24 protein-coding genes and 1 pseudogene are annotated in these 22158 nt (G+C 71.3%); 10 read left to right on the top strand and 15 right to left on the bottom strand.

The genetic code is table 11. From position 1 onward, the window contains the following. The first annotated feature begins 68 nt into the window (after positions 1-68). Both ACWGI6_RS17635 and ACWGI6_RS17640 read left to right on the top strand, forming a co-directional pair. Positions 69-1406: a transcriptional regulator gene (locus tag ACWGI6_RS17635; protein WP_453268344.1), complete on the top strand. Its 1338-nt coding sequence runs from the start codon at positions 69-71 to the stop codon at positions 1404-1406. A 48-nt stretch (positions 1407-1454) separates the two neighbouring features. Then, positions 1455-1985 (top strand): NUDIX domain-containing protein, encoded by a 531-nt coding sequence (locus ACWGI6_RS17640; RefSeq protein WP_393909484.1) that lies wholly within the window; start codon positions 1455-1457, stop codon positions 1983-1985. Positions 1986-2015: 30 nt separating this feature from the next. On the opposite strand, the gene ACWGI6_RS17645 is transcribed toward ACWGI6_RS17640, so the two are convergent. The 8 genes and pseudogenes from ACWGI6_RS17645 to ACWGI6_RS17680 all read right to left on the bottom strand — a co-directional run bounded on the left by ACWGI6_RS17645 (position 2016) and on the right by ACWGI6_RS17680 (position 9830). Continuing rightward, positions 2016-2273, bottom strand: coding sequence for a hypothetical protein (locus tag ACWGI6_RS17645; RefSeq protein ID WP_453268345.1), 258 nt, complete (start codon positions 2271-2273; stop codon positions 2016-2018). Positions 2274-2697: 424 nt separating this feature from the next. Continuing rightward, entirely contained in the window at positions 2698-5196 is a 2499-nt protein-coding gene (locus ACWGI6_RS17650) for a type VII secretion system-associated protein (RefSeq protein WP_453268346.1), read from the bottom strand. Continuing rightward, a complete protein-coding gene (locus ACWGI6_RS17655) occupies positions 5193-5603 on the bottom strand; it encodes a hypothetical protein (RefSeq protein ID WP_453268347.1) in 411 nt (136 codons plus the stop codon). Before ACWGI6_RS17655 ends, ACWGI6_RS17650 begins: the two co-directional genes overlap by 4 nt. After that, positions 5600-7441, bottom strand: a complete 1842-nt coding sequence (locus ACWGI6_RS17660; protein ID WP_453268348.1) for a putative T7SS-secreted protein — start codon at positions 7439-7441, stop codon at positions 5600-5602. Before ACWGI6_RS17660 ends, ACWGI6_RS17655 begins: the two co-directional genes overlap by 4 nt. Next, positions 7441-8052, bottom strand: a complete 612-nt coding sequence (locus tag ACWGI6_RS17665; RefSeq protein WP_453268349.1) for a hypothetical protein — start codon at positions 8050-8052, stop codon at positions 7441-7443. Before ACWGI6_RS17665 ends, ACWGI6_RS17660 begins: the two co-directional genes overlap by 1 nt. Then, complete coding sequence (locus ACWGI6_RS17670) at positions 8046-8522, bottom strand: hypothetical protein (RefSeq protein ID WP_453268350.1); 477 nt, start codon at positions 8520-8522, stop codon at positions 8046-8048. The genes ACWGI6_RS17665 and ACWGI6_RS17670 overlap by 7 nt, the downstream gene beginning before the upstream one ends. Before the next feature lie 134 nt (positions 8523-8656). Continuing rightward, positions 8657-8887 (bottom strand): annotated as a pseudogene (locus ACWGI6_RS17675) (transposase); the annotation flags it as partial. Positions 8888-8972: 85 nt separating this feature from the next. After that, positions 8973-9830: a 3-hydroxybutyryl-CoA dehydrogenase gene (locus ACWGI6_RS17680; protein WP_393909474.1), complete on the bottom strand. Its 858-nt coding sequence runs from the start codon at positions 9828-9830 to the stop codon at positions 8973-8975. A 159-nt stretch (positions 9831-9989) separates the two neighbouring features. Here ACWGI6_RS17680 and ACWGI6_RS17685 point away from each other — a divergent pair, with 159 nt between their 5' ends. Continuing rightward, complete coding sequence (locus ACWGI6_RS17685) at positions 9990-11219, top strand: glycoside hydrolase family 10 protein (protein WP_453268351.1); 1230 nt, start codon at positions 9990-9992, stop codon at positions 11217-11219. Between the two features lie 105 nt (positions 11220-11324). On the opposite strand, the gene ACWGI6_RS17690 is transcribed toward ACWGI6_RS17685, so the two are convergent. Together ACWGI6_RS17690 and ACWGI6_RS17695 are read right to left on the bottom strand one after the other, a co-directional pair. Continuing rightward, the gene (locus ACWGI6_RS17690; protein ID WP_453268352.1) at positions 11325-11534 is read right to left on the bottom strand and encodes a DUF1918 domain-containing protein; all 210 of its coding nucleotides are present in this window, start codon (positions 11532-11534) and stop codon (positions 11325-11327) included. A gap of 197 nt (positions 11535-11731) precedes the next feature. Beyond that, a complete protein-coding gene (locus ACWGI6_RS17695) occupies positions 11732-12703 on the bottom strand; it encodes a DMT family transporter (protein ID WP_453268353.1) in 972 nt (323 codons plus the stop codon). Between ACWGI6_RS17695 and ACWGI6_RS17700 the strand changes: the two genes are divergently transcribed. From ACWGI6_RS17700 to ACWGI6_RS17720, 5 genes are all read left to right on the top strand, one after another. Next, entirely contained in the window at positions 12702-14207 is a 1506-nt protein-coding gene (locus ACWGI6_RS17700; RefSeq protein WP_453268354.1) for an aminotransferase-like domain-containing protein, read from the top strand. The genes ACWGI6_RS17695 and ACWGI6_RS17700 overlap by 2 nt on opposite strands. A 109-nt stretch (positions 14208-14316) precedes the next feature. After that, positions 14317-14769 (top strand): GNAT family N-acetyltransferase, encoded by a 453-nt coding sequence (locus ACWGI6_RS17705; protein ID WP_393909469.1) that lies wholly within the window; start codon positions 14317-14319, stop codon positions 14767-14769. Between the two features lie 43 nt (positions 14770-14812). After that, positions 14813-15382 carry a histidine phosphatase family protein gene (locus tag ACWGI6_RS17710; protein ID WP_453268355.1) on the top strand — a complete coding sequence of 190 codons (570 nt, stop codon included), beginning with the start codon at positions 14813-14815 and terminating at the stop codon, positions 15380-15382. Positions 15383-15597: 215 nt separating this feature from the next. Next, complete coding sequence (locus tag ACWGI6_RS17715) at positions 15598-16299, top strand: hypothetical protein (protein WP_453268356.1); 702 nt, start codon at positions 15598-15600, stop codon at positions 16297-16299. Between the two features lie 5 nt (positions 16300-16304). Further along, complete coding sequence (locus ACWGI6_RS17720) at positions 16305-16667, top strand: DUF4333 domain-containing protein (protein WP_393909466.1); 363 nt, start codon at positions 16305-16307, stop codon at positions 16665-16667. 40 nt (positions 16668-16707) lie between these two features. Here ACWGI6_RS17720 and ACWGI6_RS17725 read toward each other — a convergent pair whose 3' ends face one another. The 3 genes from ACWGI6_RS17725 to ACWGI6_RS17735 all read right to left on the bottom strand — a co-directional run bounded on the left by ACWGI6_RS17725 (position 16708) and on the right by ACWGI6_RS17735 (position 19205). Further along, positions 16708-17160: a YybH family protein gene (locus ACWGI6_RS17725; RefSeq protein WP_453268357.1), complete on the bottom strand. Its 453-nt coding sequence runs from the start codon at positions 17158-17160 to the stop codon at positions 16708-16710. A 120-nt stretch (positions 17161-17280) separates the two neighbouring features. Continuing rightward, the gene (locus ACWGI6_RS17730) at positions 17281-18030 is read right to left on the bottom strand and encodes a helix-turn-helix transcriptional regulator (RefSeq protein WP_393909464.1); all 750 of its coding nucleotides are present in this window, start codon (positions 18028-18030) and stop codon (positions 17281-17283) included. 89 nt (positions 18031-18119) lie between these two features. Continuing rightward, positions 18120-19205 carry a class I SAM-dependent methyltransferase gene (locus tag ACWGI6_RS17735; protein ID WP_453268358.1) on the bottom strand — a complete coding sequence of 362 codons (1086 nt, stop codon included), beginning with the start codon at positions 19203-19205 and terminating at the stop codon, positions 18120-18122. 131 nt (positions 19206-19336) lie between these two features. Between ACWGI6_RS17735 and ACWGI6_RS17740 the strand changes: the two genes are divergently transcribed. Next, positions 19337-19528, top strand: coding sequence for a DUF1059 domain-containing protein (locus ACWGI6_RS17740; protein WP_393909462.1), 192 nt, complete (start codon positions 19337-19339; stop codon positions 19526-19528). 92 nt (positions 19529-19620) lie between these two features. Here ACWGI6_RS17740 and ACWGI6_RS17745 read toward each other — a convergent pair whose 3' ends face one another. Then, entirely contained in the window at positions 19621-20388 is a 768-nt protein-coding gene (locus ACWGI6_RS17745; protein ID WP_453268359.1) for a LysR family substrate-binding domain-containing protein, read from the bottom strand. Positions 20389-20446: 58 nt separating this feature from the next. On the opposite strand from ACWGI6_RS17745, the gene ACWGI6_RS17750 reads away from it, so the two are divergent. Next, on the top strand, positions 20447-20851 hold the full coding sequence (locus ACWGI6_RS17750; RefSeq protein ID WP_453268360.1) for a DUF5997 family protein: 405 nt from the start codon (positions 20447-20449) through the stop codon (positions 20849-20851). A gap of 89 nt (positions 20852-20940) precedes the next feature. On the opposite strand, the gene ACWGI6_RS17755 is transcribed toward ACWGI6_RS17750, so the two are convergent. Continuing rightward, on the bottom strand, positions 20941-22059 hold the full coding sequence (locus ACWGI6_RS17755) for an FAD-dependent oxidoreductase (RefSeq protein ID WP_453268361.1): 1119 nt from the start codon (positions 22057-22059) through the stop codon (positions 20941-20943). Positions 22060-22158: the final 99 nt, after the last annotated feature.

Here is a 22158-nt window from a genome sequence, read left to right on the forward strand (position 1 = left end):
GAGTGGTGAAGTCGACAAGGCCATGAGCTGATGGTCCGTGGGCGGGCCCGGCTCACCGGGAGGCCGGTATGGAGCCCAATACCCTGCTCGACGCGATTCTCGACGAGGCCGGTATCTCGCATGCCGGGCTCGCGGCGCGCATCAACCAGCTCGGCCGGTGTCGTGGTCTGGCACTGCGGTACGAACACACGGCGGTGGCACGGTGGTTGAAGGGGCAGCGGCCCCGCGGGCAGGTGCCGGACCTCATCTGCGAGATCCTCGGCGAACGGCTGCACCGGCCGGTCGGACTCGACGACATCGGGTTCAGCGGTCCGGGGTCGCGGCGTGCCGCCGATACCCCGCTGTCCGGTTTCGTCGAGCGGGCCACCGCGCTGTGGCGGTCCGATGAGCAGCAACGGCCGCACATCCTCGACGCCCCGGCGCTCACCGGCACGTCGGCGGTCATCCCCGTGTGGGAGTGGGAGAACCCTCCCGAGGACGCCGATGTGTCGCGCGACGGGGTGACGAGGGTCGGTATGGCCGACATCGAGATGCTGCGCGCCGCGCGGACGCACTACGAGACGATGTACCGGAAGGCGGGTGGTATCGCTACCAGAGCACGCATCGTGGGGTTCCTCAATGCCGAGGCGGCGCCGCTGCTGCGGGGCAGCTACAGCGATGCGACGGGGCGTCAGCTCCACCGGGCGACCGGCGGGCTGGTCGCGGTCGCGGGCATCTGCGCGTACGACTCGGACGCTCTCGGGCTGGCCCAGCGCTATTTACACCAGGCGTTACGGCTGGCCAAGGCCAGCGGGGACCGCGGCCTCGGCGCGTATGTCATCGCGCTGCTGGTCAACCAGTCCCTCTTCGTACGGGAATACCGCCAGGCGGTCGCCTTCGCGGAGGCGGCGCTGCGGGCCGCGGGTCCGCAGATCACCCCGGCGCTCTCCGCGGACCTCTACGCGATGCAGGCCAAGTCCTACGCCCGGCTCGGCGACGGCGCCAGCGCGCTGTCGTGCATCCGGCGTGCGGAGGCGGCTGCGGAGCGCATCCGGCCCGGACTGGAGCCGGCCGAGACGGGCTACGTCCAGCCCGGCCTGGTGAACGTACAAGTGGCGGAGGCGCTGCTCAGCCTCGGTGACCTGCGGGCCGCACGGGAGCAGGCGGACGCCGCCGTCGACACCCCCGCACACGACCGCGGCCGGGTCCACCGGCTGGCCATGCTCACCCATATCGAGCTGCGCCAAGGCGATGCGGACCGGGCCGTGGCCAATGCCGCGCAGATGACGGAGCAGGCTCGGGGCATGGAGTCGCAACGGCTGCGGGACCGGCTGCGGGCGGTGCGCGAGCATCTGGCGGAGACCGGGAGCTCCGCGACGGACGAGGCTGCCGATCTCATCGACGAGGTGCTGCGCGTTCCGCTGTGACCGGGCTCGTGTCACCTTGCCGGCTCCTCAGCGGAAGGTGGCAGTTACGTGCGTTGGAACAATCTCAGCGAAAAGCCCGTCTACAAGAATCCCTGGTTCCGGGTCAATCTGGCCGATGTGGAACTGCCCGACGGCCGTCACCTGGATCACTATCTGATCCGGATGCGGCCGGTCGCCGTGGCCACGGTGGTCAATGAGGCCAACGAGGTGCTGCTGCTGTGGCGGCACCGGTTCATCACCGACACCTGGGGCTGGGAGCTGGCCGCCGGTGTCGTCGAGGACGGCGAGGACATCGCGGCGGCGGCCGCCCGGGAGATGGAGGAGGAGACCGGGTGGCGCCCGGGACCCCTCCACCATCTCCTGACGGTGGAGCCCTCCAACGGCCTCACCGATGCACGGCATCACATCTACTGGTCCGAGGAGGGCGCGTACACCGGCCCGCCCCAGGACGGTTTCGAATCCGAGCGACGGGAGTGGGTGTCACTGAAGCTGGTACCCGACATGGTGGCCCGAGGGGAGGTGCCGGCCGCCAACATGGCCGCCGCATTGCTGATGCTGCATCACATCCGGCTGGGCTGAGCGGACCTGGCCGGTGACTGCGGCCGGCGGTCATCGGCCCATGGCCTGCCACACTGCGACCACCAGCGCCGCGAGCCCCGTGAGCGCGGCGAGGGACGGCAGTGGCCAGCGGGTGGTCTCCAAACGTGTGACGCGGACCTGCACGTCGTCCGCGTCACGTGTGTTCTGCTCGGAGCGCTGGGCAAGCAGCGCGAGTTGGCCGTCGACCCGGGCGGTGCGGACGTCCAGGAGACGCCTCAGCTCCGCTAAGTCGGCGGTGACCAGATCGCGTTCGGGGTGGGCGGTCACGGTCCGCTCCTCATTCCTTCAGTCAGCGACTTCGTTGTCCGTACGGGCATCAGTCAACTGCGCTGCGGTGAAGGACGGGAGCGTGTGCGGCGGGGATATGCGGGTCTGCGGTTCGCACCCCGTGTGAAGTGACGCGGGGTGACGGACGGGCCTCATTCGTACGGGGTGTGAAGAGCGCACTCCGGCCGGGGCGGTTCACACGCTCCCGTACGCGCCCGCACGGGAGTTGACTCGAAGGTGCCACGGGGGCCGACGCCGGCGGACGGGCGCCCGCCGGCCCGGGGTCCGCCCGCCGGTTTTCCCCCGAGCGGCGGGCGGACGGCCCCGGGGCTCAGTACGAGGAGAAGCCCGACCCGGACTTACGGCCCAGCCTACGGCGAGGTGTGCCCAAGCCACTGCGCGCGGTTCTGCTGCAGATGGGGCATCAGTCTGCAGTAGACCGGGCGTCACGCCAGGACGGCAAGAGCTCGTCGAGGAGGGCCTCGGTGCGGGGCGGGAGGCTACGGGCGCCGCCGCTGTGCTCGTGATTGCGGGCAATGAGCGATGCTGCTGTCGATTCGAGCTTGGCCGCATCGCCTGTGGCGTGTGCGGCGCGTAGAAGTTCGTTCCAGAGTCGCTCGTCCGTCGGCGTGGTGGTCAAGGCCGTGTTGAGGGCGTTGAGCGCTGGTGTCGGGTTGCCGGCCTCCAAGTGGTGGGCGGACAGGGCCAGTGCGACGTCTGCCACCAGTAGGGGCAGCTGGGCCTCGCTGATCTCGTGGGAAAGCCAGGTGTAGCGGACCTGTGGGCGGTTTGCGAGCAGGGGGCCGTGGGCGAGTGCCAGGGCGTCGTTGAGCAGGCGTTCCCGTATGTGTGCGTTACTTGCGCCTCTGCCCGCGGTGGCCTCGTAGTGGAGGGTGCGGAGCACGTCGAGGTCGGAGACCACGGACGGCGCGAGGGTGAGCCGACCGGTGGTGTCGGTGCCGAGCCGCGGGGTTCCGTCGGGGTCGCTCCCCAGCCAGGTTCGCAGGCGTTCGATGAGGGCGTCACGGACATCCTCGGTTACGCCGCTGGGCCACAGCCCGGAGGCCAGAACGCGCGGGTGCACGCCTTCGCGATGGAGCAGGAGCATGACCAGCGCCTCGTGGAGAAGCGGGCTGTGCTCGGCGTCAGGTATGTCGAGACCGGTGATCTCGTAGGTGCCGACCAGCCGTGCGTACACCGCGGGTCGTCCGCTCGGGGTGATGTCAACCATGAACTGCGGGGTGCTGGGGTCCGGGTCGCGGCCGTCGTCGGGTGTGGCGCCGGCGAAGAGCTGGACCACGGCATCGTACTGGGCCCGGGGCACGAGCTGTGCTTGCAGTTCCAGGCCGAGGAGCGGGGCCAGGAGGCGTCCGTCGGGGGTGACTTCGAGTTTCCAGGTCGCGCCCGGCAGGCCGTTCTCCTCGGTGGCGGCCAGGTAGCTGATGCCCAGTCGGCCGGAGTCGGCAACGAGCTCGGCGATCTTCGCTGCCTGATCCTCGGTCGGCTGTGCGGCGAGGAGGACCAGGTGGGGCGCCCATTGGGTCTGCTGTGCGGAGCCGGCGTGGCCGGTGAGTACGGAGTCGTGGCCCGCCGTGGCGAGGGCACCGCGCCGCTGCCGGGTTTCAGCGTCCATGGTTACCAGGAGGGCTTCGATGTCGTCGAAGTGGCGGACGCGGGTGGGGTCGAGCGTGGTGAGTTCCGTGCCGAAGCCGACGAGGGTGACTGTCATTGGGTCCGACCAGCCGCTGGTGGCGAGTTCCGCGGCGACCGACGTGAGGACGGCGCTCTGGTCCGCGTGCGTGCCGGTGAGTGAGACGAGTCCGGGGGCGGCTTCGAGGTTCAGCAGCAGGCGCGCGCCGTCGAGGCTGCCGAGGCTGACCAGGCCCGGGTAGGGGGCGGCAGTGCCGGTGTCTGTTTCGTGCACCGGGATGTCGGCCCGTTGGATGCGCCAGATCGTCTCGTCCTGACCGAGCTGCCATGGCGCTGGGGGCTTACCTGCGGGATGGGCGAGCTGGAGGGTGAGCTCGCTGTCGGTGAGCCAGGCAACATAGACGGTCGGCAGGGTGCGCGATTCGACGGTCAAGGCCGACGCCAGTCCCCGCAGGGCATGGTCGAGATCGCGTACGGCCTGCGGGTCGGCCCCGACGAGCAGCGCATCTTGGGTATCGGCGGCGACACCCGTTGGCCGGCGAAGCTCCGGGGTGCGACGTCCCCTGGCGCCCATGGCGGACTGCCACAGGGCCGTGCGGCGTCGGCGGCCGAGCGCCGCGAGCAGGCCGGCGGCGAGCAGCGGGGCATCCACGAGGGTTTCGGGGAGGCCGGAGGACGAGGTGGGGGACGACGAGTTGGGGCCGGCGTTCTCGCCACCGGCTTGATTCCCGGCCTCGCCCGGGATGGTCAGGCTGATGCGGTGGCCGGGGTTGAGGCGGACCGGGAGGCCGGTGGCGGAGAGGTGACGGCCGGTGGTCTCTTGCCACTGGTGCCAGGTGTCGGGGGCATGGGTGGGGTGGGTGAAGGCCGGGATGTAGCGGCTGCCGTCGTCCTCGACGACGGTGTAGAAGCCGGTCTGCCCCTCCTGGGCGAACAGGAGGAGCGTGGCGTCGCGGAAGGCCGTGAGGAGTTCCTGCTCGCTGCCGTAACCGGTGACGGCGCGTTGCAGGGCTTCGTCCAGGGCGGTGACAGGGGACGGGAACTCCAACGCCATCGGCGACGGGCGGTAGTTCTGGTTGTGCGTGAAGGAAACGAGCTGGCCGGAGCTGCCGACGGACCAGCCGCCGACGATGCCGTACGGGGGGACGGCGCCCTCGGGGTCGAAGCACGGGTCGATCGCGTACACGTAGCCGCCGCGCTGCTGTGCGGCCTGGGCGCGCAGAGCCTCGGTGACCGGGGGAACGGCGGGGGCAGGGCCGGCCGGGGTGGTCACAGCGACTGGCTCCACTGCTCTTCGAAGGCGATCTGCTCGGCGACAGTGGCCAGCGTCTCGCGGGATGCGGGGTGGAATGTCTGGATGCGATCGGCGCTGGTGGGGCGAAGCCCGGGCCTGAGCCGGTAGACGAGGAAACCCCCCATGTCACGGCACATCCCGGAGGGCCAGGTGTCGCGACGCGAGCCGTTGACACCCAGGAGCCACCCCTGGGGTTCGATCTGCTCGCGGGTGCGGGTGAGCGCCTCGAAGCAGTCATCCGCTCTGCCGGTGACATGCCCCCAAGGGCCGTCGGCGGTCACGGTGAAATCGTAGTTTTCGCCCTCCCAGCACAGGACGGCGTCGGCCTGCTGGTCGCCGTTGAAGGCGAGGACGTCGAAACGGTCGGGGACCTGGTGGCCACTCATTGGGTCCATCCTTCGGGCAGTTGACTGGAGGGCGGTGCTTCAGGGGCGGGAGCGACGGGTTTTTTGGGGATATGAGGCTCGTAGTGGGGGTTCGGTATCCATTCTCCCTTGGTTCCGGTGCGGAGGTCGATCTCCCAGGCTCCCTTGATGTGCTTGCGGTCGATGCCGCCGGCGAAGGCGATCTCCTCCTCACCTCGGTACTTGTTGTTCGGCAAGGTCTGGTTGACGTCGATGCCGCCGGGAGCATCCACCTCGTACCGGTATTTGGTCAGCCAGTCGGCATCGGCGTCCTTGGTGGTGCCCACAAAGGCCGACGACTGGTTGCCCTCCACATAGCCATAAAGGTCTGCGTTGGACGGGTCGCGTGGATGGAAGCCCTGGTCGAAGATCTCCTGGGGATGGCGGCTGTCGTTGCGGTACAGCGGCTCGTGGTCTTCGCGCCACACCGGCGTGTGGCTGATGCTGTCGACGTCGACGTTCTTGTCCGCGGCTGCGGGAAGGCTGCGAGGGTCGTCCGGGTCCAGATCCTTACCTGCCCCGGCGGCGTCATCGGGGTGCTCGGCCACATCATCGGGGTGCTCGGCCACATCATCGGGGTGCTCGGCCACATCATCGGAATGCGTTGCCACATCATCGGCGTGCCGAGCTGCGTCGGCCGCGTCATCGGCGTGCTTGGCAACGCCGGCGGAGTCCTTGGCGGCGGTCTTGGCGGCGTCTTTGGCGGCAGCGCTTTCCATGCCGTGGGCGACGGCTTTGGCTCCGACCTTGCTCACGGCGCCTCCGCCGCCGAGGAAGTTCGTCGCGAAGGCGCCGATGGCCTGGTTGCGGTCGGTGCTCCAACCCTCGCCGATGAGGCCCTTGACCAGCTCGGTGGGGTGGTTGGCAGTGTGAATCAGGCCGCCGGCGACACTGGTGAGGTGGGTGGTGTAGGCGGCCGGGTGGGTCAGGTTGTAGGGGTCCTGGGGGTTGACCGTGCGGACCAGGCGCAGCAACGAGGTGCCGGTCTTGACGATGCCGCCCAGCTGGTGCTCGGCCCCGACCAGCTGGTTTTTCACCATGTTGCCGGCTTCGCGCTTGAGGCGGTCCAAGCCTTGGGGTTCGGCAGGTGCCCGGCCGATGCCTCGGGCGAGCTTCGCGGTCAGTTGGGCGCCGGCGCTGTCGCGCTGGCTGCGGGCCGTCTTGAGCAGGTGCTCTGCGGACTTGCGTCCCTCGGTGCCGGGGTCGTGGAACGGGTCCGGCTCCTGCGCCGGCTGGTGCCCGGCGGCGTTGGCCTGCTGGGTGTGTTCGTCGACCTTGCGCTGGTACTGCTTCAGGGCCGCCGCGGTCTGCTTCTGGGCCTGCTTCCAACGCTCGACCGCCTCGCGGGCCTGCTTACCCGCCCACTCGACCGTGTCGGCGTAGTGATCCAGCGCATCGGCCGCGTCCTCGAACGAGTCGGCGGCGCTCAGCCAGCGTTTGGGGTGGGTCTGCACCTTCTCGCGAAAGCGGTCAGCGGCCTTTCCGTGCCAGTCCGAGGGATCCATCTTCCGCAGCGCAAGGCCGGTACGCTCGAAGGCCGCGCCCAACTTCTTCACCTGCCGGGCGGACTTACGGATGCTGCTGGCGTCCCCGTGCAGCAGCAGGGCGGGGTCGTCGGTCTCGTTCAGCTCGAGCTCGCGGGTCTGGGCACCCAGTTTGTCGGCCGCCCAGGAGCCGGCTGCGTCGGCCTTGTCCGCCCAGCCGTGTGCGCCCACGTCATCAAGCATCACCGCAGTACCGTGGGCGACGGTCTGCACCCCGTCGGCGAACGTGTCGCGGGCCGACTGGGTGACGCGGTCCACATCGTCGAAGAAGCCCATCACTTCTCCTTCGCCGAAGTGCCGGCGTCTTGCCCGTCGTCGTCACCGCTGAAGGTTGCTGAGCCGACGGCCTTCACCACCCCGATGTGGCTCCCGACCACTCCGGTCTCAGTGACGTCCGTCCAGGCGTGGGAGAGGTTCTTCCGGCTCTCCTGGGAAGCGTCCTTGAAACTGTCCATGGAGTAGTCGGGGGTGTAGGCGTCCTCGATCTTGCCGCCCACCTGGCTCCAGGACATCTTCTCCGCCTTCTCCGAGGTCAGCGTCGGGTCCGCGGTCGCGGACAGCACCACGTCCTTGAGGACGCCCGTGCCGTACTCTTCCGCCTCCTGGTAGTAGCCCGCGTTCAGATCCAACGTCCCGGCCACGTCGTCGCCCTCGTCCAGGAGCGCCTGGACCTCCCAGCCCCAACGCTCGGCGAAGTCGTCCAGCATCTGAGAAGCAACGGAGTGCCCCATCACGGTCGGCGACACCGACAGATCGGAGAAGCCCTGACCCGTGGACGCCTCAGTCGCATCCGTGATCTTCTTCAGCTCGTCCAGCGCATCGTTGATGCCCTTGGACACCTGCTTCAGGATCTGCGGATCGACCCCGAAACCACCACCGCTCACCATGCGGCAAGCTCCCCCTTGACGACGGATTCCTTGTCGAGCGCAATACCGTCCGGCACGATTCCGGACACGGGTGGCAGGAAGGCGCGAAGTCCGGAGGACACGTCCACCACGACCCCCATCGGCACCCGGTCCCGCTCCACCAGCTCAGGAAGCAGCTCCTGCAACAGCTCCTCACCGCTCACGCGCAGGTAGCGTGCGTACCGGGCCAGTTCGGCGGGCAGTTCGCCGGGCTCGGCTGCCTCCCACTTCTGCTGCAGAAAGGCGTGCATCTCACCTGCGCTGGTGAACGCGAACAGCCAGCGAAGGTCGTCCAACTCGCCACTCCACACGGCGCCTTCACCGAGCAGGGGGAGCAGAAGCTCCGCGCCCTGCGCGGCCTCGACCAGCGCCTGCGGATCCCCTTCACCCCGTAGGAACGCGGCCATCTGCGCGCGCAGTTCCGTCGTCCCGGTCGACAGCTCGCTGCCCATCCGGCTCCGCCCCCGCTTGTGTCGACCTGTCACGACTTCGGCGCATGCCAGGCAGCTCGGTACGTCAGTCACCACATGGCATGAGCAGGTCAGATACTAGATCGACATCTGCGATCCCCGCGAATCGGGAGAGGACGCGAGTCCTTCCCGTAGGCGCAATCGGCGGTGACCCAGGCGATGGGGAACGGGGAGACCGCGGGGCGTCCGATCATGGCGCGGGCAAGGTTGCCCTTGAGGGCGAAGTTGCGCTCGCCGGGAACGCGGGCGGCACGGCAGGGCTTGCGGTCGCCGGTCCAGGACTTGGGCAGGTAGAGCTCGCGGCCGGCCAGAGCGCGGCCCCGTGTGGTCGCACAGGCGGCGAAGAGCCACCCGGGGCGGGCCGGCCGTCGGTGCTGTTCCAGAATGAACTCACCCTGGAACAGCGCCACTTGGCGGTGCCGGCGCGCTCCCTCAGTACGAGTAGAACCCCGACCCCGACTTACGGCCCAGCCGGCCCGCGTCGACCATCCGCGCGAGCAGCGGGGGAGCGGCGTACAGGGGCTCCTTGTACTCCTCGTACATGGAGGCGGCGACCGAGGCCACGGTGTCCAGGCCGATCAGGTCGGTCAGCTTGAGCGGGCCCATCGGGTGGGCGCAGCCCAGCTCCATGCCGTTGTCGATGTCCTCGCGGCTGGCGATGCCCGACTCGAACATCCGGATCGCGGAGAGCAGGTACGGGATGAGCAGGGCGTTGACGACGAAGCCCGAGCGGTCCTGGGCACGGATCGCATGCTTGCCCAGCACGTCCTGCACCAGGGCCTCGGCGCGCTTGATGGTTTCCTCGCCGGTGGTCAGGGCGGGGATCAGCTCGACGAGCTTCTGTACCGGTGCCGGGTTGAAGAAGTGGATCCCGATGACCTGGTCGGGGCGGGAGGTGGCGACCGCCAGCTTCACCAGCGGGATCGACGAGGTGTTGGACGCCAGGATGGCGTCCGGCCGGGTGATCACCTGGTCGAGGACCTGGAAGATCTCGGTCTTGACCTGCTCGTTCTCGACCACGGCCTCGATGACGAGATCGCGGTCGGCGAACTCACCGAGGTCGGTGGTGAAGCTGAGGCGGTCGAGCGTCGCGTCGCGCTCCGCGGCAGTGATCTTGCCGCGCTCGGCGGCCTTGCCGAGAGAGTTGGTCAAACGGGTGCGACCCAGCTCCAGAGCTTCGCCGGTGGTCTCCGCGACCATGACGTCCAGTCCGGCGCGGGCGCACACCTCGGCAATGCCTGCGCCCATCTGGCCGCAACCGACCACTCCGACGCGTTCGATGTCGGTCACATCGTGCCTTTCGCTGATCTTCAGGACCGGCGGTACGCCGTAAGGGTCCGGCGCCCGCCTCGGGCCCGACGTTACTCCGCGCGGTGCTGTGCTAAGGGTGCCGGGGCGGGCATTCTGAGCCCTCAGGAAGGGATAAACCGGACAACCTGGGGACTTTTGATGAGGCGTATCACACGCAGAGGGTTCGCGGTGGCCGCGCTGGGCGCGGCCTCTTCGCTGCTCACCACGGGGGCGGCGACGCCCGCGGACGGCGCGTCGCGACGCGAGATGCGGGGCATGTGGCTGGCGACGGTCGCCAACCTGGACTGGCCCTCCAGCGCGAAGCTCCAGCCCGCCGAGCAACAGCGCGAACTGCGCGCCCACTTCGACACGGCCGTCGCCCGCAAGCTGAACACGGTGTTCTTCCAGGTGCGGCCCACCGCGGACGCCCTGTGGCCCTCCCCGTACGAGCCATGGGCGCAGTACCTGACCGGGCAGCAGGGCCGCGACCCCGGCTGGGACCCGCTCGACTTCGCGGTCCGCGAGGCCCACCGGCGCAATCTCGAACTTCACGCCTGGTTCAACCCGTACCGGGTCGCCAACCACACCGATCCCAAGCGGCTCACGCCCGACCACCCCGCCCGCCGGCACCCCGGCTGGGTCCTCCCGTACGGCGGCAAGCTCTACTACAACCCCGGCCTGCCGGAGGTGCGCGGCTTCGTCCAGGACGCCATGTTCGACGCGGTGCAGCGCTACCCCGTCGACGGCGTGCACTTCGACGACTACTTCTATCCGTATCCGGTCGCGGGCCAGCGGTTCGACGACGATGCGGCGTTCGACGAGTTCGGCAGCGGCTTCGAGAGCCGGGCGGCCTGGCGCCGGGACAACATCGACCGGCTGGTGTACGAGATGGCGACCAGGCTCCATGACGGGAGCGGGCGGGCCGGGCGCCGGGTGCGGTTCGGTGTCAGCCCGTTCGCGGTCTGGCGCAATCGCACCACCGACCAGCAGGGCTCCCGCACCCAGGCCGGGGTGCAGACCTACGACGACCTGTACGCCGACACCCGCCGCTGGGTGCGCGAGGGGTGGCTCGACTACATCGTGCCGCAGGTCTACTGGCCCCTCGGCTTCACGGCCGCCGACTACGCCGAACTCGTGCCCTGGTGGGCGCGGACCGTCGACGGCACGGATGTGGACCTCTACATCGGCGAGGCCCTCTACAAGGCGGGTGACGCACAGCCCGCCGCCTGGAAGGACCCGGCCGAACTCTCCCGCCATCTCACCTTCGCCCACGGCTATCCGCAGGTGGGCGGCCATGTCTACTTCTCGGCGAAGGAGGTGGCCAAGGACCGGGCGGGGGCCATGGCGAGGATCGTGCGCGACCACTACACCGCCACGGCGCGGACGTAGGGCGGCCCGCGCGGGTGCCGGAAGGATCCGCGCGGGCCGCTGAGACGGTCCGCCTGGGTTTTCCGTTACCGGCCGGGGCCGGTGCCTGCCGGCCGGCTCCGGTGGCTACCGGTCAGGGTTGACGTCCTTGACCTCGCCGTGCCGGACGACCGAGTCGGGGCCGGGCGAGATGATCGCCTCATGTCCGTCCTCGGCGCGGACGCGGTAGGGCGGATCGCCGTTCGTTCCCATGACTTCGACTATTTCGACGACCCGGTCGTGATGCCCGACGGTCCTGCCGTGCACCACCAGCCGGTCGCCCCTGTTTGCATGCATCAGGGTCCTCCCCGCCTCGGGGTGGCCGTACGACCGGTAGCCGACAGTGCGACGGCCGACGGTTGAACGGCCAACGATTTCCACGGTTCGCGGGCCTGGCGTGACCCGGACGGCGGTACCTGCCGTCGCGGCAAGTTTACGTCCGCGGACCGCGCCCGCACCCGGTAACGCCAGTCTCATCCCCTCCCGGCGGCCGGTCAGCCACGGGCCCGCTGGGTGACCGCGATGCACGCCAGGACCGCCAGCGCCGCCGCGGGGGCGGCCGGTGGCAGCCGCTCGCCGAGCAGCAGCACGGACCAGACCAGGGTCAGCAGCGGCTGGGCGAGCTGCAGCTGACTCGCCTTGGAGATGCCGATCGCGGCCATCCCGCGGTACCAGGCGACCATCCCGAGGAACTGCGAGCCGAACGCCAGCCACAGCAGCCCGCCCACCGAGTGCACCGTGAGCCGCAGCGGCTCCGTGGACAGTGCGAGCGCCGCGCCCGCCACCGTCACCGGAAGCGCCAGCACCAGCGCCCAGCCGATCACCTGCCAGCCCGGCATATGGCGGGCGAGCCGGCCGCCCTCCGTGTAGCCGGCCGCACACACCAGCAGGGCCGCGAACAGCAGCAGATCGCCGCGACCCGGCGCCCCGCCGCTCTGCTGCACCGCAAAACCGATGACGACGACGGCGCCGACCAGCGAGGCGACCCAGAACGTACGGGAGGGCCGGGCGCCGGTCCGTACGGCCGAGAAGGCGGCGGTGGTCAGCGGCAGCAGGCCGACGACGACGGCCGCGTGCGAGGTGGTGGAGGTCTGCAGCGCGAGGGTGGTCAGCAGCGGAAAACCGAGGACCACACCGCCCGCGACGACCGCGATGCCCGACCAGTGGCGCCGCTCGGGAAGGCGTACCCGGAACGCGGCCAGTGCGCCGCCGGCCAGCACGGTGGCCAGCACGCTGCGCAGCATCACCACCGTCCAGGGGCCCATGCCCTCCAGCGCCCATGCGGTCGCGGGGAACGTGAGGGAGAAGGCGGCGACGCCGAGTGCGGCGAGCAGGGCGCCACGGCCGACGAGGGCGCTGCGGGCGGTGGCGGCGGTCTGCGGGGTGCACGGGGCGGGAGTTGCCGGGGCGCCCGGGGTGCTGACCGCTATCGCGACCGGAGCGGTAGCGCTATCGTTGTCTCTCATGCAAGAGCGTAGCAGTGGGGCAGAACTGGCCGCGACTCTCCGCAGAGAGCTGAACCGCTACTCTCCAGGAGAGAAGCTGCCCTCGAGTCGTGTCCTCGTGGAGCGGCATCGCGTCAGCCCGGTGACCGTCTCCCGGGCGCTCGCCGAGCTGACGGCGGAGGGCCTGGTCGTGACCCGGCCCGGCGCGGGGGCCTTCCGGGCCGAGCCGCGCAGCGAGGCACCCCGGCCGGCCGACACTTCCTGGCAGGAGATCGCGCTGAGCGCGGAGCCGGCCGGCGACCAGGTGCCACGCAGCGTCGACGCCTCGGGAGTGCTGGCCACGCTCGCCACCCCCGCCCCCGGCGTCATCGAACTCAACGGCGGCTATCTGCACCCCGATCTGCAGCCCGAACGCGCCCTCGCCGCCGCACTGGCACGGGCCGGACGCCGGCCGGGTGCCTGGGCGCGGCCACCGGTCGGGGGCGTGCCCGCACTGCGCGCCTGGTTCGCACGGGAGATCACCGGCCCCGGTGGCCCGCTCGCGGCCAGCGACGTCCTGATCACCGCGGGCGGCCAGAGCGCGCTGACCGCCGCGCTGCGCGCCCTGGCCGCGCCCGGCGCCCCGGTGCTCGTCGAGTCCCCGACCTACCCGGGCATGCTGGCCGTGGCCCGCGCCTCCGGGCTGCGGCCGGTGCCCGTACCGGTGGACGCTGACGGGGTCCGTACGGATCTGCTCGCCGACGCCTTCCGTGCCAGCGGCGCGCGCGTGTTCGTCTGCCAGCCGCTGTTCCAGAACCCGACCGGCGCGGTGCTGGCCGCCGAGCGGCGCCGCGAGGTGCTGCGAGTGGCGCGCGCGGCCGGTGCCTTCGTGGTCGAGGACGACTTCGCGCGGCTGCTGGTCCACGACGACGCTCCCGTGCTGCCGCCGACCCTGAGCGCGGACGACCGGGACGGCACGGTCGTCCATGTCCGCTCGCTCACCAAGGCGACCTCGCCCAACCTGCGGGTGGGCGCCCTGGCCGCCCACGGCCCGGTTCTCGACCGGCTCCGCGCCATCCAGGTCGTCGACAGCTTCTTCGTGCCGGGCCCGCTCCAGGAAGCCGCCCTGGAACTCGTCGGATCGCCCGCCTGGGCCCGCCATCTGCGGCTGATCGCCGCCGAGTTGACCGCCCGCCGGAATGCCCTGACCGCGGCCCTGCACCAGCAGCTGCCCGCGCTCGCCGAGCGGGGCCCGGCGCACGGGGCGGCATACGGGCACGACCCCGCGCCCGGCGGCCCCTACCTCCCGCCGGGCGGCTACCACCTCTGGCTGCGGCTGCCGGACGGCACCGACGAGGCGGCGCTGACCGGTGCGGCGCTGCGGGCGGGCGTCGCGGTCGCGGCCGGCCGGCCGTACTTCGCCGCCGAGCCGCCGGCCGCGCATCTGCGGCTGAGCTTCGCGGCCGCGTCCGGCACCGGCGAGATCACCGAAGGCGTCCGCAGGCTCCGTACGGCGTGCGAGGAGCTGGGCGTTCCCGCGCGCTGACGGGCCGGGCGGGGAGGAGGCGGCGGTGCGCGGGCGCGGCGGGCCGCCGGCACCGTGCCCGTCGGCAATCGGCTCGACGCCGCCCCCGCCCTTCTGCGAACCTCCCGCCATGAACGATCACGCCCTCGACGGCTTCGAGATCTCCACCGATCCGGCGCGCCTGGACGCCGGCCTGGTCCACGACTGGCTGTCCACCGACTCCTACTGGGCCGTGGACCGGCCCCGGGAGCTGCATGACCGCGCCGTCGCGGGCTCGCTCAACTTCGGTCTGTACGAGGCCGGTTCCGGCCGTCAGGCCGGCTACGCCCGGGTGGTCACCGACCATGCCACCTTCGCCTGGCTCTGCGACGTCTACATCTGCCGTGACGACCGCGGCAAGGGCCTGGGCACCGCCCTGGTCGAGGCCATCGCCGACCATATGACGCCCTGCGGGCTGAGCCGGCTGACGCTCGCCACCAAGGACGCCCACGGCGTGTACGAGAAGGTCGGCTTCCGGACCCTGGTGTCCCCGGAGCAGTGGATGACCCTGGGGCTGATCGACCCGGGGCCTGTCGAGATCTGATCAACCGGGGTCGCTCGGACGGTGCTGCTCTTACCATCGGCGAATGAGTGTCCGACTCAAGCTGCTCGCCGCGGGCCGCAGCTCCTCGCTGCTCGGCACGCGGTTCGGCGACGACCGTCCGCTCGACGCCGCGGGATGGCACGAGGCCGAGCGGGCCGCGCCCGTCCTGTGCCGGCTCGCCGCCGCCGAACTGCGCTACTGCTCGCCGTCCGCCCGTTGCCGGGACACCGGCGAGGCCCTCGGCCTGGGCCCGCTGGCCCAGCCGTCGCTGCGGGACTGCGACATGGGGCGCTGGCACGGCCGCACCCTGGGTGAGGTGGCCGCCGACGAACCGCGCGCGGTGGAAGCCTGGCTGGCCGACCCGCGCTCCGCACCGCACGGCGGGGAGTCACTGCTGGCCTTCATCACCCGCGTCGGCAGCTGGCTGGACACCCGGCCCGTCGAGGACGCCGACGGGCTGCTCGCGGTCGCCGAGCCCGGTGTCGTCCGCGCCGCCCTGGTCTATGCGCTCCAGGCGCCACCGCACTCGTACTGGCGCATAGACGTCCGGCCGCTGTCGGTGACCACGCTCACCGGCCGGTCCGGCAAATGGGACCTCCAGCTGGAGGCGTGAGCGGCGGGGCATCCTCACGCGGTGTGAGGTGCACGTCCCGGGGCCGCCCTGGTGCACCACCCGGAAAGCCCATCCCGCACGTTCCGCCGTCCGGGGCGTACGCACCCGTGTGACCTGCGAGAACAGTCGGCACTACGGCGTCTTCCCCGGAAGTTGCCCCGGACGCGGCACACCATCGAGGTGCGCACCGCCGGGGCGGGCGCTTGTCTCGGGTTATGCACATACGCCACATTCCTCTCTACGCGCTGGCGGCCGGCGCCCTGGCGCTGTCCGTCACGCTCTTCGGTGACGGCGACGGTGCCGACGCCGCCACCGAGGCCGTCACCGGGACGGCGGCCGAGGCCGGCCCCGCGCCGGTCACCGCGAATGCGGTGGTCATCCAGCCCGACCCGGTGGCACCGGGCGCCGCCTTCTCCGTCTCCGACGGCGGCAGTTGCTCCGGTGACACCGCGGAGGTCACCTTCGACGACGCGGACATCCCCACGATGCAGCTCTCCGCCCAGAGCAGCCGGCTCGGTGGCACCGCGGTCGTGCCGGAGGGCACCGCGCCCGGCTCCTACCAGGTCACCGTCACCTGTGGCAGCGCCTCCGGAGCCCGGCAGAGCGCCCTGGACACCGGCCCGGCGGGCGAGGAGGAACAAGGCGAGGCACGCGGCAGCGCGGACGGCGACGACCACGGCAGCGGACGCGACGAGGGGCACGGGCAGGAATCCGGCGACGGCCGGAAGACCCTCACCGGCACCATGATGGTCTCCGGTGCCGAGGAGGTCGTGCCCCAGGGCGGCGCGGACACCGGCCTCGGCGGCGCGGCCGGCACCGGCCGGGCCGCCACGACCCTGGGCGGTGTGCTGTTGCTGGCCGCGGCCGGCTGGGGAGCCCTCGCCCGCCGGGGGCGCACCCGCGGCACCCGGAGCTGACGGCGGTGTTCGCAGATCCACCACGGCGCGGCCTCGTCTTCGGCCTCGTCACCGCCCTCGCCATGGCGGGCGTGCTCGCGTTCGCCGCCGTCCGTCTCCGCGACCGCGACGCCACCAGTGAACTCGACGGCGGGACCCACACCGTGTTGCGCACCGAGATCGCCAGAACGCTCAGCGGCCAGCTCACCCTGCCCTTCCGCAACGGGCCCGACGCGGTGCACTGCTCCGACGACCTCCGGCCCGTGCCGTATGCCGAGGTGCGCTGTACGGCGCACTTCCCGCTCGGCCAGGACCGCCACCTGACCGTCGAGGTCACCCGCGTCCGCCACAATCAGGTCACCTACCGGCGCCACTCGCTGCCGCGCTGAGCGGCGTCGGCCGCCGGGGCGCAAGGAGGCCCCGGTCGCCCTATGGCGTGAGGTCCAGGGCAGCCAGTCCCGACCCGTCCATCAGGAACGGCACCGAGCTGTGCGTATGCGTGATCTTCCAGGTGCCGTCGATCTTGCGGAGTCCGACGGTGGCCCGGCTCCACAGCTCCACCTCGAAGCCGTCCGCCTTCGTCCCGTGCATCCGGTTGATGCTGTGGCTGAACGCGACATCGTCGCCGACCGTGATCTCGACCTGGGTCAGCGACACCTCGATCGGACCCTTCCAGGTCGCGTACCAGGCCTCGACGGCATGTCGGTCCAGCGCCTCCGGACCCGTGAACTGCAGCGGAGGGGCGAGGCTGAAGTCCACCATGTCCGGCGCGCAGGAGGAGAGGAACCGCCGCGCGTCCCGCTCCGTAGTTGCGGCCGCCCGGTCCTCCAGCAGCTCCCTGATCTGCGCCTCGTCCGCTTTACGTGCGATGTCGGTGGTCATGAGGGGCCCTCCCGTCGGACGGCGCCGCGGCGCCCGGAATCTCCGTGCAACGGGTAGACGCCTGCGCCTAGGCGGGAGCGCTTTCGGGCCTCGGCGGAACCACGTGCGGCGGGGCCGGCCCTACGGCGCGAGCCGCACCGCCGCCGGCCCCCGGGTCAGCCAGGCGTTCGCCGCCTCGACCCGGCCGCCCACCTGCAGCTTTGCGTAGGCGTGTTCCAGATGCTTGTCGACGGTGCGCGGGCTGATCGCCAGTCGGCTGGCGATCTGCTGGTTCGTCAGGCCGCGGGCGAGCAGGGCGAGTACGGCGGATTCGCGGTGGGTGACGGGGGACGGCGGAGACGTCGGCGGAGCGAGCCGGTTGAGGACGTGGCTGAGCCGGGTGCGCAGCAGGGCGGCGGCCGCCACATCGTCGTCGGAGAAGTCGCTGCCGCTGCGACTGATCGCCACGCACACCTTCCGCGGAACGCCGGCGGCGTAGCCCGCCGGGAACGACATCGCGAGCTGCTGCTCGGCGTCCAGCGGCCGGTAGACATCGGTATAGGCGGCGAGGGCGTGGAATTCGCCGCGGGTCTGCAGCGTCGAGCGGCGCATCGGGGTGCCGGAGCCGAGGGTGGTGTGGGTGACGAGGGAGTCGGCCGCCGATTCGCGGGCGAAGGCGTCCCGTACGTCCTGGGTCAGGAGGTCTGCGGGCAGGGTGAGCGGCCGGTCGGCGGAGCCGGCGCGGGGGGACCAGATGATGCTGTCGCCGGGAACCGCACCGAGCAACAGCGGCAGCAGTGCCGGGACAAGGGTGTCCTCGTCGACGGCATCGATCAGGAGGTCCACGACGGCGAGAATGCGTCGCAGGCCGGCCTCCGCGGCCGCGCTCATACATCCAGCGTGCCGAGGGGGTCCGGGCCAGTCAAGCGAGGGCCGCCCGGCCGGCCGGGGGAAGACCGGCCGGGGGCGCGTCAGGCGGGTTAACGCCCGACGGCATAGACGCGGTTGACGGGGCTCTCTGCGGCGAGTCGCCAGTGGTGGAGCCCGGCTTCCTCGGCGATCTGCCGCATCGCCTCCTCACCCGCGTGGTTTCCCAGTGCCTGCGGACCGTGCTGGGCCAGCGCGGACGGCAGACAGATGGCGACCGAGGAGGCGGTCGCCGCCCGGCCGATGGGGTTGGCGTTCTCCTGGGCGTTCGCCGAGGCGTTCGGCTCGACGACCATGCATGTTCCGCCGTCGGCCAGTGCCTGCTCGGCGTGGTGCAGTGCGCCGCCCGGATCGCCGGTGTCGTGCAGGCAGTCGAAGAACGTGATCAGGTCGAAGTCCTCGCCGGGGAAGTCCTGGGCGGTGGCGACCCGGAAGCTGACCCGGTCGTCCAGTCCCTGCTCGGCCACGATGTCGCGGGCCGCTTCGATGGACGGGCGGTGGAAGTCGAAGCCCTCGAAGTGCGAGTGGGGGAAGGCCTGTGCCATGAGCGTCGTGGAGTAGCCGTAGCCGCATCCGACGTCCGCGACGCGCGCGCCACGCTCCAGCTTCTCCACCATGCCGTCCAGCGCGGTCAGCCACTCCGGTACCAGCGCGGCCGAGTAACCGGGGCGGAAGAACTTCGCGGTGCCGGCGAACAGCGCCGGGCCGTGTTCCTCCCAGCCGACGCCCTCGCCGGTGCGGAAGGCCTCCATGAGGGTGTCCTCGGTGGCGTAGAGCGCCTGCAGCACGGTGAAGAAGCCCGCCGCGTACGTCGCCCGTTCCGGGTCCGCCAGCACGGCGGCGTGCTCGTCGGGCAGCAGATACGTGTCGGTGCCGGGCGCGTAGTCGAGGTACTCGCCGGCGACCTGGGCGGCGAGCCATTCGCGGACGTAGCGCTCGTTCAGCCCGGTGCGGGCGGCGAGCTGTGCGGAGGTGAGCGGACCGGCGCCCGCCATGGCTTTGTAGAGGCCGAGCCGGTCGCCGAGCGAGGTGCACAGGCCGGCGACCGCGGCCCCGCTGTCGGTGATCACTTTCTCCAGGAACTGCTGCACCCGGTCTTCGTCCACCACGCCGGGTGTGACATCGGCGGAGGTCGTCATGGCTCTCACCTCCCTCTCCCACTTCCTCGTCCTCTCACTGCAGCAGGGCGGCCGCCCCGCGCGCCATACGGGATTCGCCGTATACGGCGAGGTGACGGCAGCGGCCGACACTGGAGGGGAGGAGGTGCACCATGCGCAAGAAGGTCGACTGCCGGGATTACCCCAGTGAAATGAACTGCACCCTCGTCATCGCCGGCGAGGAGGAGGAAGTGGTCCGCGCCGCCAGCGAGCACGCCATATCCGTCCACGGGCACGAGGACAGCCCGGAGCTGCGGCAACAGATCAGGGCGTCCATGAAGGACGAGGTACCGCAGCACGCCTGAGGTGCGGGACAGCGGCACGCCGCCCCTGACCCGGGGCGGCGGCCCCTTGGTGTCCGGGTGCGGGCGAGCGTACGTACCGCGGCGGGTGCGGGCTACGAACGGCGGCGAGGCTTGCCGCGTTTGCCGCCCTTCGCACCGCCGGCACCGCTCCGGGGGCTCTTGCCGGCCGACTTGCCGGCCGCGGGCTTGCGCCGCGCACCGCCCGTATCGGGGCGCTTGCCCTTCGGCTGCGCCGGGGCCGGGCCGGGGCGGCGCCCTCGCGAGCTGTTGACGGTCCGCCCGCGGACGATCCCGATGAAGTCCTCCACCAGATCGGTGGTCTCGTCCTGCGGCCACGACAGCGCGACACGTGACGCCGGGGCGTCCGACACCGGCCGGTACGTGAGGTCCCTGCGGTGGTGCAGTCGGGCGAGGGACTGCGGGACGAGGAGGACTCCCACTCCTGCCGCCACCAGTTCCACGGCGTCCGCCGTCGTGGCGGGGCGCTCGTTCGCGGGCCGTCCCGGACGGTGTTCCCAGTCGAGGGTGTCGTCGAGGGGATGCAGCACGATCTCATCGGCCAGGTCCGCGGCGGACACCTCGTCGGCGGCCGTGACGACGTGGTCCTTCGGGATCACGACCACGGTCGTCTCGGTGTAGAGGGGGATCGCGCTGAGGTCCGTCCGGTCGACCGGCAGCCGCACGAAACCCGCGTCGGCGCCACCGCCCCGCAAGACGTCGAACGCCTCGGCGGCGGACACCGCGACGAGGGTCAGGGGGACGTCGGGCAGCCGCTCGTTCCAGATCCGCACCCACTTCGCGGGCGTCACCCCCGGGACGTACGCGAGCCGGAACGAAGGGGATACTTCCGAGCCAGTCACGTGGACAGGCTACCGGTCGTGGTCGGAGGTAGCGCACACGATCGATACCCTTGACACCATGACGTCGCACCAGACCACCCAGACGATGAAGCCCGCGACCGCGGCGAAGAAGCTGGGTGTGTACCTCGAGGCCACCCCCGCCGAGTTCCAGGAGGGTGTCGTCTCGCGCACCGAATTGAACGCGTTGCAGGCCGATCCGCCCCAGTGGCTGCAGGACCTGCGACGCAACGGCCCGCACCCCCGGCCGGTGGTCGCGGCGAAGCTGGGCATCTCCATCTCGGGCCTCGCGCGGGGCGGTGTCACCGAGCCCCTCACCACGGAACAGATCGACGCGTTGAAGCAGGACGGTCCCGAGTGGCTGCAGCAGGAGCGCGCCACCCAGGCCGAGGTCCGGAAGGAGGCGGCGCGGATCAAGGAGAAGAACGCGGCGCGGGACGAGCAGCCCGGCGGACCGCGTTCCTGACCTCGCTGCCCGACCGTCGGCCGGGCGGGCCCGTGCCCCGCACTACGGACGGCTGAGCGCCGTCCGTACGCAGCGGCAGCGGGGCGTGCTCAGCCGCCCGTCGACGGAATGAGGTGCTCCAGCCCCTCCGCGCAGCCCTTGGCGGCCTCGGCCGAGCGCGGCAGCATGACGCTCTCGTAAGCACGGACGGCGTCGTCGACGGTGGGTTCGCCGAGGAGGGCGTGGGCGAGGTCGGCACCATCGAGCATGGCGAGGTTGGCGCCCAGCCCGAGGGGCGGCATCAGGTGCGCGGCGTCGCCCAGCAGGGTGACGCCGGGGACGTGCTCCCAGGTGTGCGGGGCGGGCAGCGCGAACAGCGGCCGGTTGGCGAACGCGCCGTCGTTGTACCGCAGGAGACGGAGCAGGCGCTCGTCCCAGCCGTCGAACATCGTCAGCAGGTGCGTCCGCACGGCCGCCGTGTCATCGAGCTCCACACCGGCGGTCAGGTGCCAGTTCTCCGGGGCGCGGAAGGCTATGTAGGCGCGGATATGGCCGTTGCTGTTGCGCTGGGCGAACAGGGCCTTGCCACCGCCCTTCGCCACCATCGTGCCGGCGCCGACCATCCGCGCGAGGCCGGCATGGCGGGTGTCGCAGTCGTCGAAGCCGGCCTCGACGAAGGCGACACCGGTGTAGTCGGGTGTGGCGTCCGACAGGGCCGGGCGGACCCGTGACCAGGCGCCGTCGGCGCCGACCACCAGGTCGAAGTCCTCGGAGGTGCCGTCACCGAAGAACAGGCGGCCGGTGCCCTCCCCGAGCGGGGTGACCCCGCTGACGCTGCGGTCCCACCGCACGCTTCCCGCCGTGAGGGACTCCAGGAGCAGACCGCGCAACTGACCTCGGTCGATCTCCGGCCGGTCGTCCTCGCCGTGGTCCGCCGGGGGCCCCTGAGGGGGCAGGGCGGTGGCGGTGGCGGGGTCGAGCAGGCGCCACTCCTGGCCTTCGGGACGGGAGAGGGCGTGGAACCGGTCGAGCAGGCCGGCCGCGCGCAGGGCGGTCTGACCGGTGCCGGCGTGCATGTCGAGAGTCCCGCCCTGAGCGCGGGCCGCGGCGGAAGCCTCGCGTTCGAAGACGGTGACGGAGCGGCCGTGGCGCTGCAGGACGCGGGCGCAGACCAGGCCGCCCAGGCCGGCGCCGACGACCGCGACGCGGGGGTCACGAGCGGAGTTCATGGGGCTGTCCCCTCGGAAGGTGGGTGAGTGCCGGGATGTCCGGCACCACCAAGAAAGCACACTCACTAAATAAGCGCAATCACTAAACTTTCGCAGTGG

This window comes from Streptomyces sp. NPDC054786 (genome assembly GCF_053611685.1).

What these genes read in the sequence shown, in the direction of transcription:
- ACWGI6_RS17705 (WP_393909469.1), top strand. Translation starts at nt 14,317, where the DNA reads ATGAACGATCACGCCCTCGACGGCTTCGAGATCTCCACCGATCCGGCG.
- ACWGI6_RS17710 (WP_453268355.1), top strand. Translation starts at nt 14,813, where the DNA reads ATGAGTGTCCGACTCAAGCTGCTCGCCGCGGGCCGCAGCTCCTCGCTG.
- ACWGI6_RS17635 (WP_453268344.1), top strand. Translation starts at nt 69, where the DNA reads ATGGAGCCCAATACCCTGCTCGACGCGATTCTCGACGAGGCCGGTATC.
- ACWGI6_RS17690 (WP_453268352.1), bottom strand. Translation starts at nt 11,534, where the DNA reads ATGCATGCAAACAGGGGCGACCGGCTGGTGGTGCACGGCAGGACCGTC.
- ACWGI6_RS17695 (WP_453268353.1), bottom strand. Translation starts at nt 12,703, where the DNA reads ATGAGAGACAACGATAGCGCTACCGCTCCGGTCGCGATAGCGGTCAGC.
- ACWGI6_RS17725 (WP_453268357.1), bottom strand. Translation starts at nt 17,160, where the DNA reads ATGACCACCGACATCGCACGTAAAGCGGACGAGGCGCAGATCAGGGAG.
- ACWGI6_RS17685 (WP_453268351.1), top strand. Translation starts at nt 9,990, where the DNA reads ATGAGGCGTATCACACGCAGAGGGTTCGCGGTGGCCGCGCTGGGCGCG.
- ACWGI6_RS17660 (WP_453268348.1), bottom strand. Translation starts at nt 7,441, where the DNA reads ATGGGCTTCTTCGACGATGTGGACCGCGTCACCCAGTCGGCCCGCGAC.
- ACWGI6_RS17655 (WP_453268347.1), bottom strand. Translation starts at nt 5,603, where the DNA reads ATGAGTGGCCACCAGGTCCCCGACCGTTTCGACGTCCTCGCCTTCAAC.
- ACWGI6_RS17750 (WP_453268360.1), top strand. Translation starts at nt 20,447, where the DNA reads ATGACGTCGCACCAGACCACCCAGACGATGAAGCCCGCGACCGCGGCG.
- ACWGI6_RS17735 (WP_453268358.1), bottom strand. Translation starts at nt 19,205, where the DNA reads ATGACGACCTCCGCCGATGTCACACCCGGCGTGGTGGACGAAGACCGG.
- ACWGI6_RS17740 (WP_393909462.1), top strand. Translation starts at nt 19,337, where the DNA reads ATGCGCAAGAAGGTCGACTGCCGGGATTACCCCAGTGAAATGAACTGC.
- ACWGI6_RS17665 (WP_453268349.1), bottom strand. Translation starts at nt 8,052, where the DNA reads ATGGTGAGCGGTGGTGGTTTCGGGGTCGATCCGCAGATCCTGAAGCAG.
- ACWGI6_RS17730 (WP_393909464.1), bottom strand. Translation starts at nt 18,030, where the DNA reads ATGAGCGCGGCCGCGGAGGCCGGCCTGCGACGCATTCTCGCCGTCGTG.
- ACWGI6_RS17670 (WP_453268350.1), bottom strand. Translation starts at nt 8,522, where the DNA reads ATGGGCAGCGAGCTGTCGACCGGGACGACGGAACTGCGCGCGCAGATG.
- ACWGI6_RS17700 (WP_453268354.1), top strand. Translation starts at nt 12,702, where the DNA reads ATGCAAGAGCGTAGCAGTGGGGCAGAACTGGCCGCGACTCTCCGCAGA.
- ACWGI6_RS17755 (WP_453268361.1), bottom strand. Translation starts at nt 22,059, where the DNA reads ATGAACTCCGCTCGTGACCCCCGCGTCGCGGTCGTCGGCGCCGGCCTG.
- ACWGI6_RS17715 (WP_453268356.1), top strand. Translation starts at nt 15,598, where the DNA reads ATGCACATACGCCACATTCCTCTCTACGCGCTGGCGGCCGGCGCCCTG.